The sequence below is a fragment of the Xylophilus ampelinus genome (assembly GCF_003217575.1).
Classification (GTDB): domain Bacteria; phylum Pseudomonadota; class Gammaproteobacteria; order Burkholderiales; family Burkholderiaceae_C; genus Xylophilus; species Xylophilus ampelinus.
In genome coordinates this window covers 130,391-142,607 of the sequence record NZ_QJTC01000001.1, presented here as the reverse complement: position 1 = coordinate 142,607, position 12,217 = coordinate 130,391, and the positions used below count along the sequence as shown (strand labels likewise).

General features: G+C 69.1%; 12 protein-coding genes. 1 reads left to right on the top strand and 11 read right to left on the bottom strand.

Annotation, left to right across the window (positions count from 1 at the left end; translation table 11 throughout):
* Positions 1-133: 133 nt before the first annotated feature.
* The 6 genes from DFQ15_RS00585 to tolB form a co-directional block, all read right to left on the bottom strand.
* Positions 134-1,078 (bottom strand): 2-hydroxyacid dehydrogenase, encoded by a 945-nt coding sequence (locus DFQ15_RS00585; RefSeq protein ID WP_110464094.1) that lies wholly within the window; start codon positions 1,076-1,078, stop codon positions 134-136.
* 111 nt (positions 1,079-1,189) lie between these two features.
* On the bottom strand, positions 1,190-2,221 hold the full coding sequence (locus tag DFQ15_RS00580) for a LacI family DNA-binding transcriptional regulator (RefSeq protein ID WP_110464093.1): 1,032 nt from the start codon (positions 2,219-2,221) through the stop codon (positions 1,190-1,192).
* 89 nt (positions 2,222-2,310) lie between these two features.
* Complete coding sequence (locus tag DFQ15_RS00575) at positions 2,311-3,147, bottom strand: tRNA threonylcarbamoyladenosine dehydratase (protein ID WP_110464092.1); 837 nt, start codon at positions 3,145-3,147, stop codon at positions 2,311-2,313.
* A gap of 16 nt (positions 3,148-3,163) precedes the next feature.
* Positions 3,164-3,958 carry a tol-pal system protein YbgF gene (gene ybgF, locus DFQ15_RS00570; RefSeq protein ID WP_233504200.1) on the bottom strand — a complete coding sequence of 265 codons (795 nt, stop codon included), beginning with the start codon at positions 3,956-3,958 and terminating at the stop codon, positions 3,164-3,166.
* The gene (pal, locus tag DFQ15_RS00565; protein ID WP_110464090.1) at positions 3,955-4,491 is read right to left on the bottom strand and encodes a peptidoglycan-associated lipoprotein Pal; all 537 of its coding nucleotides are present in this window, start codon (positions 4,489-4,491) and stop codon (positions 3,955-3,957) included. The genes ybgF and pal overlap by 4 nt, the downstream gene beginning before the upstream one ends.
* A gap of 44 nt (positions 4,492-4,535) precedes the next feature.
* Positions 4,536-5,855 carry a Tol-Pal system beta propeller repeat protein TolB gene (gene tolB / locus DFQ15_RS00560; RefSeq protein ID WP_110464089.1) on the bottom strand — a complete coding sequence of 440 codons (1,320 nt, stop codon included), beginning with the start codon at positions 5,853-5,855 and terminating at the stop codon, positions 4,536-4,538.
* Positions 5,856-6,000: 145 nt separating this feature from the next.
* Between tolB and msbA the strand changes: the two genes are divergently transcribed.
* Entirely contained in the window at positions 6,001-7,872 is a 1,872-nt protein-coding gene (gene msbA / locus DFQ15_RS00555; RefSeq protein ID WP_110464088.1) for a lipid A export permease/ATP-binding protein MsbA, read from the top strand.
* Between the two features lie 222 nt (positions 7,873-8,094).
* On the opposite strand, the gene rng is transcribed toward msbA, so the two are convergent.
* Genes rng through nadD form a run of 5 tightly spaced genes read right to left on the bottom strand, consistent with a single transcriptional unit; the run spans position 8,095 to position 12,199 of the window.
* Positions 8,095-9,570, bottom strand: a complete 1,476-nt coding sequence (gene rng / locus DFQ15_RS00550; protein ID WP_110464087.1) for a ribonuclease G — start codon at positions 9,568-9,570, stop codon at positions 8,095-8,097.
* 25 nt (positions 9,571-9,595) lie between these two features.
* Positions 9,596-10,216 carry a Maf family protein gene (locus tag DFQ15_RS00545; RefSeq protein WP_110464086.1) on the bottom strand — a complete coding sequence of 207 codons (621 nt, stop codon included), beginning with the start codon at positions 10,214-10,216 and terminating at the stop codon, positions 9,596-9,598.
* A gap of 53 nt (positions 10,217-10,269) precedes the next feature.
* Entirely contained in the window at positions 10,270-10,737 is a 468-nt protein-coding gene (rlmH, locus tag DFQ15_RS00540) for a 23S rRNA (pseudouridine(1915)-N(3))-methyltransferase RlmH (RefSeq protein ID WP_110464085.1), read from the bottom strand.
* Positions 10,738-10,751: 14 nt separating this feature from the next.
* Positions 10,752-11,618, bottom strand: a complete 867-nt coding sequence (gene rsfS / locus DFQ15_RS00535) for a ribosome silencing factor (protein ID WP_110464084.1) — start codon at positions 11,616-11,618, stop codon at positions 10,752-10,754.
* A complete protein-coding gene (nadD, locus tag DFQ15_RS00530; RefSeq protein WP_110464252.1) occupies positions 11,615-12,199 on the bottom strand; it encodes a nicotinate-nucleotide adenylyltransferase in 585 nt (194 codons plus the stop codon). Before nadD ends, rsfS begins: the two co-directional genes overlap by 4 nt.
* Positions 12,200-12,217: the final 18 nt, after the last annotated feature.

The following is a 12,217-nucleotide window of genomic DNA, read 5'->3' as shown; positions in this document are numbered from 1 at the left end:
CAAGATTTACCTGTGGAGCAAGTTCTGCCATTGAACTACACCCGCATCGGGCACCGGAGCCGAAATTCTACCCACCCGCGCCAGCCCGGCCTTCGGACAGGCGGCATTGCTGTCGGGCCGCACCGACCGGCATCTACAACGCCGCAGACACCAGCGGTCGCCCCGCAAAGAACGCGGCGAGGTTGTCCTCCACCCGCTGCGCCATCGCGGCGCGGGTTTCCCGGGTGTTGCTGGCCAGATGGGGCAGCAGCACCACGTTATCGAGCGCCGCCAGGGCGGCGGGCACCTGCGGCTCGCGCGCGAAGACGTCCAGTCCGGCGCCGGCGATACGGTTGTGGGCGAGCGCATCGACCAGCGCGGCCTCGTCCACCACGGTGCCGCGCGAGATGTTGACCAGGTAGCCCTGCGGGCCCAGCGCGTCGAGGATTTCGGCGGAGACCAGGCCCTGCGTGTCGGCACCGCCGGCGCTGGCGATCACCAGGAAGTCGGCCCACTCGGCCAATTCCTTCAGCGACGCGGCATAGGGGTAGTCCACGTCGGTCAGCGCGTGGCGGTTGTGGTAGCGCACTTCCATGTCGAAGCCGCTGGCGCGGCGGGCGATCACGCGGCCGATGCGGCCCATGCCGAGGATGCCCAGGCGCTTGCCCGAAACCTTGGTCGCGGTAGGAAACTGTCCCCTCAGCCAATCGCCCCGACGCACGAAGCGGTCGGCCGCGCTGATGCGGCGGGCCACGTCCATCAGAAGCGCGAAAGCGGTGTCGGCCACGCAGTCGTTGAGCACGTCGGGCGTGTAGCCGACCGCGATGCCGCGCGCACGGGCCGCGTCCAGGTCGAGCGTGTCCAGGCCGACGCCGAAGCTGGAGATCACTTGGAGCTGCGGCAGCGCCGCGATGAGGGCGGCATCGGCGCCGAAACGAGCCGAGGTCGCCAGGCCTTCGATACCCGCCCCCTCGGCAGCCAGCACCGCCTCGCGCGAGGGAGAGGGGGGCGGCAGGAGCACGGTGTCGTACTGGGCGACCAGGCGGGCTTCGAGAGCAGGCATCAGCGCACCCTGGACGACGAGGAGTTTGTTTTTCATGACGATCAGGAGGAGCGGGAGAGAGTGGGTAAAGAGGCGGCGGCCGGATGCGCACCGGGCATTCGCGGGCGGTGGAGCATGGCGAAAAGGTCATCGGGCGGTGCGGCCCTGTCAGGCGCTGGCGCGCTCCACGACGGAAAAGCCGATGTCGACGATCTTGGGGCGATCGTCCGGCACGTGCCCGCCGTCGACGATGAAACGCGCTGCCTGCCGACCGATCGCATTGCCGTCGATATCGACCGTGGTGATAGGGGGATAGGTATGCCCGGCGAAGGCCATGTCGCCGAAACCCATCACGCCCAGCCGCCCGGGCACATCGATGCCGCGCACCTGCGCCTCGATGATCGCGCCGTGGGCCAGGGCGTCGGAACTGCAGGCGAGCGCGTCGATCCGCGGATGCGCCTGCAGCAGTCGGGCGAGCGCGTCGCGGCCACCGGCCAGGGTCGTCGGGGCCGGTACGGTGCAGACCGGTGCCTCGGCCACGCCCGCCGCGCGCAGGGTGCGCTGGAAGCTGTCGCACCGCCTGCGGGCGCGTTGGTCGTCGCCGGTGATCAGGGCCATCCGGCGGTGGCCCTTGCCGAGCAGGTAGTGCGCCATGGCCGCACCGACCCGCTCGTGCGAGAAGCCGACCAGCATGTCGATCGGCGTGGGCGTCAGGTCCCAGGTCTCCACCACCGGAATGCCCGAGGCGATCAGCCGCTGGCGGCCTGCGGCCGACCGCACGATGCCTGTCAGCACGATGCCGTCGGGCCTGCGGCCGACCATCGCATCGATCAACGCATCCTCGCGCGAATGGTCGTAGCCGCTCTGGCCCAGCAGCAGCTGGTAGCCCGAGGCCGCCAGGGTCTCGGTGAGCGACTGCACGGTCTCCAGGAATACCGGGCCGGCGATGGTGGGCACCATCGCCGCGACCAGCCGGCTGCGGTTGGAGGCCTGCCCGCTGGCCTGCAGATTGGGCACGTAGCCGGTGCACTCCACCGCCACATGCACCTTCTCGCGAGTGGCAGCGGAGACCAGTTGCGGCATGCTGAGCGCACGGGACACGGTAATCACCGACACACCCGCCAGCCGCGCCACGTCGGCCAGCGTGGTCGCCCCCACACCTTTGCGGGGCTGCCGTATCGTCGTCCGGGCTTTGGTCACTGCAGCGCTCCGAAAGCCCGGATATTAATACCGACTTGAAACACCGACGACTGCCCCGCGATGCACGGCGGCCGCGGCGCATGCCCCCTCTACGGTCGGCCCGGCACACCCGCGGCGCAGCGCGCGGCCAACCGGTCCAGCACCCAACCCGCGGCCACCATGCCGAAGGTGGCGGTGACGCTGACCACCGAGCCGTAGCCGTGGCAGTTGAGCGAGCCGTCGCCGTCGATCGCGCACGACGCGTCCGGCGGGGCTACCGCTTCGCGGCTGAAGACGCAGCGAATGCCGATCGGCTTGCCGTCATGGGGCGCGCCGTGCGCACGGCGCAGGCGGTAGCGCAACCGGGCCAGCAGCGGGTCGTGCGTGGTGGCACTGAGGTCGTCCAGGTCGACCAGGTGCGCCTGCCGCTTGCCGCCGGCCGCGCCCACCGACACGAATGGGAAATGCTTGCCCTGCCGCCGCGCCCAGTCGGCCATCGCCACCTTGGCCTGGACCTGGTCGCAGGCGTCGACGACTGCGTCCACCGCGCACGGCAGCAGGCCCGGCCAGTTGGCGAGCTCCACGAAATCGTCGACGCAGTGCACGATGCAGTCGGGGTTGATCAGCGCGATGCGGTCGCGCATCGCCAGGATCTTGGCCTGGCCCACGGTGGGCGTCAGCGCATGGATCTGGCGGTTGACGTTGGATTCGGAAATATGGTCGAGGTCGATGAGCACCAGTCCGGCCACACCGCTGCGGGCCAGCGCCTCGGCCGTCCAGGAGCCGACACCGCCAATGCCTACGACCGCGACGCGCGAGTGACGAATGCGCTGCGCACCGTCCACACCGTAGAGACGCTCCAGTCCCCCGAAGCGGCGCGCCGCGTCTGCGTCGTCCGGAAGCACCGGAGTCACAGGAGCGCCGCCGAGCGCGACCGATACGGTCATACCGGCGACCCCGCCGTCACTTCAGGCGCGACAGCCGTTCCTTGGCCGCGGCGGAGGCTTCGGACTGCGGATAGGCCTTGATCAGGTCTTCGAGCGTCTTGCGGGCGGCCTTCACGTCCTTCAGCTCGGCCTGACAGTTGGCGATCGCCAGCGCGGCCTCCGGAGCGCGCGCATGGTTCGGCGCCTGCGACAGAAGCGAGCGGAAGTTGACGATGGCCTCGCGGTAATTGCGGTTGGCGTACTGCGCGTTGCCCAGCCAGAACAACGCCTGCACCGTGTAGCCGCTCTTCGGGTAGCGCTTCACGAACGCATCGAACGCGTTCTGCGCGCCGGCGAAGTCGCCTTTCTGGAACACGGCCAGGGCCGCGTCGAAGTCGCGCTTCTCGTTAGGGTCGGCCGCGAACTCGACGCCGTCGAGGTTCACCTTGGCCGGCTCGAACTGCCGCAGACGGTCGTCCACGCCCTGCGCGATGTCCTTCTGCCGCTTCTGCAGTTCGGACACGTCGCGCACCAGCTGCTCGTTCTGGCCGCGCATCGTGGACTGGTCGGCCCGGAGGGTTTCGATCTGGCCCTGCAGCGTCAACAGGCTCCGGCGCAGCTGTGCGTTCTCTTCGTTGGATCGCTTGAGGTCGTCACCCACCCGGCCGATCTGCGCGCGGTTGTTGTCGATCTGCTGGCGAATCTCGAGGATCGCGCGGCGGGCTTCGTCGTCGTCGAACAGGCCCGCATGCGCAAAACCGCCGCTGCAAGCAGCGGCGGTTGCCCAGGCCACGGCCGCCCAGCGGCGGCAGGTCATTGCAGCACCGGTCATTGACGGTAGGAGATCTCGGCGCGGCGGTTCTGCGCGAACGCGGCTTCGTCGTTGCCCGAAACGGCCGGCTTTTCCTTGCCGAAGCTCACCGCCTCGACCTGGGTGTCCGTCACACCCAGCAGGCCGAAGGCGCGGCGCACCGCTTCGGCGCGCTTCTGGCCGAGGGCCAGGTTGTATTCGCGACCACCGCGCTCGTCGGTATGACCTTCGACCGACACGCGGCGCTGCGAGTTGGCGCGCAGGAAACGCGAGTGCGCTTCGATGACCGACTGGAACTCCGGCTTGATCGAGTAGCTGTCGTAGTCGAAGTAGATGATGCGCGCAACGCCCACCGGACCGGCCGCGTCGGCACCCGAGCGGCTCAGGTCCACCGGCGCCACGTTGCTGGCACCACGGTCGCCGTTGGCGCCGGCACCAGCGTTGTTGCCGCCGGTACCGAGATCGGTCACCGGAGTGTCGTCGAGCTTGACGGGCGAGCCGCAACCCGCGACCAGAGCGGTGACGGCGAGAGCCAGGGCGATTTTCTTGAACATGGAGACCTCCGGATGTGTATAGGTTTGTTTACTGCGAAAAACTGTCAGGGTTGCTTCTGGAACGGGCCCCAATCCGGCTCGCGGATGTCGCCGCCCTGCCCGGCCAGGCGGGCCTTGATTTTTCCGTCGAGCGTGGTGGTCATCAGAGCTTCGCGGCCTTGCAGCAACGTGGCGTAGACGATCAGGCGGCCGTTGGGCGCGAAGCTCGGATTCTCATCGGCCGACGAGTCGGTGATGGAGTTCACCGTACCGCTCGCCAGTTCCATGACCTGCAGCTTGAAGGCGCCGCCGATGCGCGAAATGTAGGCCAGATACCGCCCGTCCGGGCTCAGCGTCGGCGAAATGTTGTAGGACCCGGTGAAGGTCACACGCTCGGCGCTGCCCCCTGACGCACCGATGCGGTAGATCTGCGGCGCGCCGCCCCGGTCGCTGACGAAGTAGATCGTGCGGCCGTCGGCGGAGAAGACCGGCTCGGTGTCAATGCCGCTGCTTTGCATCAGCCGCTTCGGCTCGCCGCCGTTGGCGCTGATGGTGTAGAGCTGCGAGCCGCCGTCGCGGCTGAGCGTGACGGCCAGCGAAGCGCCGTCCGGCGACCATGCCGGCGCGCTGTTGGAACCGCGGAAGTTGGCGATAAGCCGGCGGCGGCCGCTGGCCACTTCGTGCACATAGACGACCGGCTTGCGCGACTCGAACGACACGTAGGCCAGCTGTCCTCCATTGGGCGACCACGCAGGCGAGATGATCGGCTCGGGGCTCGACAGCGCGGCCTGCGCGTTCTCGCCGTCGGCATCGGCCACCCACAGGGTGTACTTGGAGCCGGCCTTGGTGACATAGGCGATGCGGGTCGAGAACACGCCCTTCTCGCCGGTCAGCTTCTCGTAGATGTAGTCGGAGATGCGGTGCGCCGCCAAGCGCAGATCGCCCGCCGGCACCACGAAGCTCTGGCCGCCCAAGTCCTGGCCCTTGGCGGTGTCCCACAGCCGGAAGCGTACGTCGAAGCGGCCGTCGGACTGGCGGGAGACGCTGCCGCCGACGACGGCGTCGGTCGCCTTCTGCTTCCACACGCCCAAATCCGGGCGGCTGGTTTCGTCGAGCGTTTCGCCCGCGGCGTCGATGCTGGTGAATTGCCCGCTGCGCTCCAGATCGGCCAGCACGATGGCACCGATCTTCTGAGGCGACTGCGCATCGCCCTTGAACGGCACGACGGCGATGGGGATCTGGCGCAGGCCCACGCCGGTGATCTCGACGCGAAACTGGGCGAAGGCCGGCAGGACGGAGGCGCCTGCCAGCGAGGCCACGAACCCTCTGCGCCTGGCGGAAAAACGAAGGGAGTCAGGCGAAGGTACGGGACTGGGATATTTCATTGGCAGCAAAGGCTTGGTCGGCGCGTCGCAAAGGCGAGGCACACCACGGTGTTGCAGAGGTGCGATGTTACACAGTGGCGGACACCCGCTGTCACAAAAAGTTCAGCCCTCACGGCGATTTCACCACCCGTAGAATCCGCTGCCCATGCCAAGCACCGACGCCGGCCACGCGCACGCGCCCTCTTCTCCCGCCCCACACCCTTCCTCCGCCACGCCGTCGCTGACGACGCGTCTGAGGCGCCTGTCGGCCTACTTCGGCGGCCAGCGCGCGGCATGGAGCCTGGCGATCGTCGCCACCCTGGTGGCAGCCGTCACCGAGCCCCTGATCCCCGCCTTCATGCAACCGCTGCTCGACCGCGGCTTCGTGCAGGGACGGCTGCAGCTGTGGATGGTGCCGGTGGCGATCGTCGGCCTGTTCGCGGTGCGCGGCGCGGCGCAGTTCGTGTCGCAGTACGCCCTGGCCCGAATCGCCAACGAAGGGATGATGCGGCTGCGACATGCGATGTTCCAGCATCTGCTCTCGGCCGAGATGGGTCTTTTCTCGCGGCAGTCGGCCAGCGCGCTGTCGAACACGGTGGTGTACGAGGTGCAGACCGGCGCCACGCTGCTGGTGCAGGCGCTGCTGGGCCTGTCGCGCGACGGTTTCACCCTGGTGGCGCTGCTGGTGTACCTGCTGTACCTGAACTGGCAACTCACGCTGATCGTCGGCGTGCTGATCCCGGGCGTCGCCTGGATCATGAAGACGCTGTCGCGCCGGCTCTACCGCGTCACCAAGAGCGGCCAGCAGGCGACCGACGACCTGGCCTACGTGGTGGAGGAGAACGTACTGGCCCACCGCATGGTGCGGCTGCATGCTGCGCAAGGAGCGCAATCCACCCGCTTCACCGACCTGAGCCGCCGGCTGCGCGGGCTGGCGATCAAGTCGACGATCGCCTCGGCCTCGATGACGCCGCTCACCCAGTTGCTGGCGGCGGCCGCGCTGTCGGCGGTGATCGTCACCGCGCTCTGGCAGGACCGGACGGGTGTCACTTCGGCCGGTGTCAGCGTGGGCGGTTTCGTCGCCTTCATCACCGCGATGCTGATGCTGATCGCGCCGATCCGCCGGCTCGCCGAAGTGGCGGGGCCGATCACCCGGGGCGTGGCGGCGCTGGAGCGCGGCCTGCTGCTGATGGAGGAGGTGCGCACTGAAGACGGCGGCACCTGGCAGCCGGCGCCGGGCGACGCGGCGGCCACGCGCGGCGGCATCGAGCTGCGCGACGTGACGGTCGCCTACCGGGACGACGGCGCACCCGCGCTCGACCGGGTCAGCCTTCGGATCGCGCCGGGCGAGGTGGTCGCCTTCGTCGGGCCATCGGGCTCGGGCAAGACGACGCTGGCCAACCTGTTGCCGCGTTTCGTGTTGCCGACCGCGGGCAGCGTATCCCTGCAGGGCCACGACGTGGCCGACTGGCACCTGCCGGCGCTGCGCGCCCAGTTCGCGATGGTCAGCCAGGACGTCGTGATGCTCAACGACACGGTCGCCGCCAACGTGGCGATGGGCCAGCCGGTCGACCGCCAGCGGCTGCAGGACTGCCTGGAGGCCGCCAACCTGGCCGCGCATGTGGATGCGATGCCGCAGGGCATGGATTCGCAGGTCGGCCACAACGCGGCGCAGCTCTCGGGCGGCCAGCGCCAGCGGCTGGCGATCGCCCGGGCCCTGTATAAGGACGCGCCGATCCTGATCCTGGACGAGGCCACCTCGGCGCTCGACAACGCGTCGGAGCGGCTGGTGCAGGAAGCCCTGCAGCGGGTGATGCAGGGCCGCACCACCCTGGTCGTCGCCCACCGGCTGAGCACCATCGAGAACGCCGACCGGGTCGTGGTGATGCAGCAGGGCAGCATCGCCGAGCAGGGTACCCATGCGCAGCTGCTGGCGCTCGACGGGCTGTATGCCCGGCTGCATACGCCTGCGGCGCAACGGACGGCCGCGGCGGCGCCGGCGCCGGCGCTGGTGGACGGACCCGACACGCCGGCCTGACGGTCGCACAGCCCTGCAACGCCGGCTCCGCCCGGGATCAGCGTCCGGCTTTTGCTGCAAAATCTATAGCTATAGGTCGATATTGCACGCCGACCAGCGGCCTTTTCGGTTCGCAAACGGATTATTCTGGCCGATGGACCACGACCGGCTCCACAGTGCCTTATCGGGACGCCTCGATCGGCCCGGACAGGCGCGCCTCGGTGCCGCAAGGCGGGACGCCTATCACAGCAGCACGATGTCGTACTGCTCCTGCCCCATCGCCGTCTCGGCCTGCAGCGAGATCGGCTTGCCGATGAAATCCGACAGGCTGGCCAGGTGCTGGCTCTCCTCGTCGAGGAACAGCTCCACCACCTTCGGCGACGCCACCACCCGGAATTCGCGCGGATGGAACTGCCGCGCCTCGCGCAGGATCTCCCGCAGGATGTCGTAGGTCACGCTGCGCGCGGTTTTCACGCTGCCCTTGCCCTGGCAGACGGCACAGGGCTCGCAGAGCATGTGGGCCAGCGATTCGCGGGTGCGCTTGCGGGTCATCTCGACCAGACCCAGCGGCGAGAAGCCGCCCGCCGAGGTCTTGACCCGGTCGCGCGCCAGCTGCTTGCCGAACTCGGCCAGCACCGCCTGCTGGTGGTCGGTGCGCACCATGTCGATGAAATCGACGATGACGATGCCGCCCAGGTTGCGCAGCCGCAGCTGCCGCGCGATCGCCTGCGCCGCTTCCAGGTTGGTCTTGAAGATGGTGTCGTCGAAATTGCGGGCGCCGACGAAGCCGCCGGTGTTCACGTCCACCGTGGTCAGCGCCTCGGTCTGGTCGACGATCAGGTAGCCGCCCGACTTGAGGTCGACCCGCCGGCCCAGCGCGCGGGCGATCTCCTCGTCCACCGCGTACAGGTCGAAGATCGGCCGCTCGCCCTTGTAGTGCTGCAGCTTGGGCGTGGCCGCCGGCATGAATTCGCGGCCGAAGGCCAGCAGCCGCGCGTGCTGCTCCTGCGAGTCGATGCGGATGGTCTGCGTCTCCTCGCCCACCAGGTCGCGCAGCACCCGCTGCAGCAGGTCGAGGTCGTTGTGCAGCAGCGATTTCGGCGGCAGCTCCATCGACGCCTTGCGGATCCGCGCCCAGGTCTTGCGCAGGTAGGCGATGTCCTCGGCCAGTTCGGCATCGCTCGATTCCTCGCCGTTGGTGCGCAGGATGAAGCCGCCCTTGCCGGTGCCCGACAGCGCCTGCAGTCGCTTGCGCAGTGCGTCGCGCTGCACCGCCGGGATCTTCTGCGACACGCCGATGTGGTCGTCCTGCGGCAGGAACACCAACAGCCGCCCGGCGACGCTGATCTGGGTGGAGAGGCGCGCGCCCTTGGTGCCGATCGCGTCCTTGATCACCTGCACCAGCAGCGCCTGGCCTTCGAACACCTGCTTCTCGATCGGCACCACCGGCTGCGACTGGCGCGACTGGGTCAGCGATTCGCCTTCCGCCGGCGGATGCCACAGATCGGCCACGTGCAGGAAGGCCGCGCGCTCCAGGCCGATGTCGATGAAGGCCGACTGCATGCCCGGCAGCACCCGCGACACCTTGCCGAGGTAGACGTTACCGACCAGTCCGCGCTCCAGCGGGCGCTCGACGTGCAGCTCCTGCACCGCGCCGTGTTCGATCACGGCCACGCGCGTTTCCTGAGGCGACCAGTTGATCAGAATCTCTTGTTGCATGCATCTCCAGCAGCGGTCTTTCTTGTCAGGGCAGCACGCCCGCGGCACGCAGCAGCGCCGCCGTTTCGTACACCGGGAGGCCCATGATGCCCGAATAGCTGCCCGCGATGCGCGGGATGAACGCGGCGGCGCGGCCCTGCACGCCGTAGGCACCGGCCTTGCCGAACGGCTCGCCCGAGGCGATGTACGCATCGATCTGCGCATCGTCCAGCGGATCGAAACGCACCTGCGACACGCTGACCTCGATCTGGCGCTGCCCGCCGTGCTGCAGCGCGACCGCGGTGAGCACCCGGTGCGTCGAGCCCGACAGCCGCCGCAGGATCGCCGCCGCCTCGGCAGCGTCGGCCGGCTTGCCCAGGATGGCGCGGCCCAGGGCCACGGTGGTGTCGGAGCACAGCACCGGCGCGGGCGGCAGGCCGCGGCGCGCCAGCCGGGCCACGGCGGCATCGAGCTTGGCCAGGGTCACACGGCGCACGTAGGCGGCCGGCACCTCGCCCGGCCGCACTGCTTCGATCGCCTCGGCGTCCTCGGCGATGTCGCCATCGGCGTTCGGCACCAGCAGCCGGTGCGGCACGCCCATCTGCTCGAGCAATAGGGCACGCCGGGGGCTCTGGGAGGCGAGGTAGACGAAAGGGGTTTCGGTCATGACGGGCCAGGAAGAAAACACGCGACCGGCGCATCGGCAAGCCGGCCGGCCGGCTATTCGCGGTGGTACGGATGCGCCGCGTTGACCGACCAGGCGCGGTAGAGCTGTTCGATCAGCAGCACCCGGGCGAGGGCATGCGGCAGGGTCAGGTCGGAGAGGCGAATCGACTCGTGGGCGGCCCGGCGAAAGTCCGGATCGAGCCCGTCGGGGCCGCCGATCACCAGCGCCACGTCGTCACCACCCATCTGCCACTGCCGCAGCCGCGCGGCCAGGGCCACGGTGGTGAGCGCAGTGCCCCGCTCGTCCAGCACCACGGTACGGGTGCCGCGCGGGATGGCGGCCTCGATCCGGGCGCGCTCTGCGGCATAGAGCGTCGCGAGCGACTTGGAGCCGCGCGGTTCGGTCTTGACCGCTTTCAGCTCCACCTTGATCTCGGGCGGAAACCGCTTGGCGTAATCGTCGCAGGCCGTTTGCGCCCAGGCGGGCACGCGCTGGCCCACGGCCACGATGAAGACCTTCACCGCGGGCTACCAAGTCAGATGCGCGACCACTTCTTCGGCGCCGGCTTGCTAGACGTGGCCCGCGAAGGCTTCTTGGCGGCGGCGGTGGGCGACGCGGTCTTGGCGGCGGCGCGGCCGGCCGTCTTGGCGCTGGGGCGCGCGCGCGGCGCGGCCGCGGACTTCGAGGGCGGGCGCACGTTGGGCTTTACCACCAGCACTTGCATCGGCTTCGTGTCCTGGCCGGCCACCGACTTGGAGGGTGCCTTCTTGGCGGCGACCTTTTTGGCCGGCGTCTTCGCGGCAGCGGTCTTGGCGGCTGCCGTCCGGGAGGTGGGCGACTTCGTGGCGACGGCCTTGCCGGCGGTCGTCTTGCCGGCAGTTGTCTTGCCCGCGGCCGCTGGCTTCGTCTTGGCGGCCGGTGCCGCCTTCACCGACGGCTTGCCGGGCTTGCGGGCCGCGACTTCGGGCGCGGCGGCGGCCTTGCGGGTGCGCTTGGGCTTGGCATCGGCTTGTACCGGCTTGGCGGCGCCGAGCTTGATGCGCACCGGCGTCTCGCCCCACAGCTCTTCCAGGTGGTAGTAATGGCGGATCGCCGGCTGCATGATGTGCACCACGGCCGGACCGCAGTCCACGATGATCCATTCACCGTTGTCCTCGCCCTCGACGCGCGGCTTGTCGAAGCCGGCTTCGCGCACCGCGTCACGCACGCTGGCGGCCAGTGCCTTGGTCTGGCGGTTGGAGCTGCCCGAGGCCACGATCACCCGCTCGAACAGGGGCGAGAGGTTCTCGGTGTCGAACACCTGGATATCCTGCGCCTTGACGTCTTCGAGGCCATCGACGATGGCGCGCTGAAGTTTCTGTACGTCCTTTTTGGCGGTGGTTTCCGTTTTGGTGGTGCTCATCGGTTGGTTCGGTAAAGGTGATGTCGGTCAATATAGCCTGCAACGACAGGCGGGACCAGAAGGTCGATCCTGCGGCCCTCGGCTACGCGCTGGCGGATGTCGGTGGCGCTAATGTCCTGTGCGGGCAGTGCGATCTGCCGGATGCGGGCGCCAGGCAGGCGTTCCGCATGAAAAACATCGCTGGCGCTTGTAGAGCTAGGACGTCCAGCTATGGAAATAATAGCAATTCGGACGATTTCCTCCCAGGCGTGCCACGCGCCGAGCCGCGAGGCCTGGTCGGCGCCCATCACCAGGAACAGCGCGGCGCCCGGATGCTCGGCCGCCAATTCGTTGAGCGTGTCGGCCGTGTAGGTGGGGCCGGGCCGGCGCATCTCGCGGTCGTCGACGACCAGCTGCGGCTCGTCCGCGAAGGCCGCGCGCGCCATCGCCAGGCGGTCTTGGGCGGGGCTCAAAATGCGGGACTTGTGCCAGGCGTGGCCGGTCGGGAACACGTGCAGGCAGTCCAGACCGAGCTGCGACACAGCGGCCCGTGCGAGCGCGACGTGCGCCCGGTGCGGCGGGTCGAATGCGCCGCCGAACATGCCGATCCGGCGCCGGGC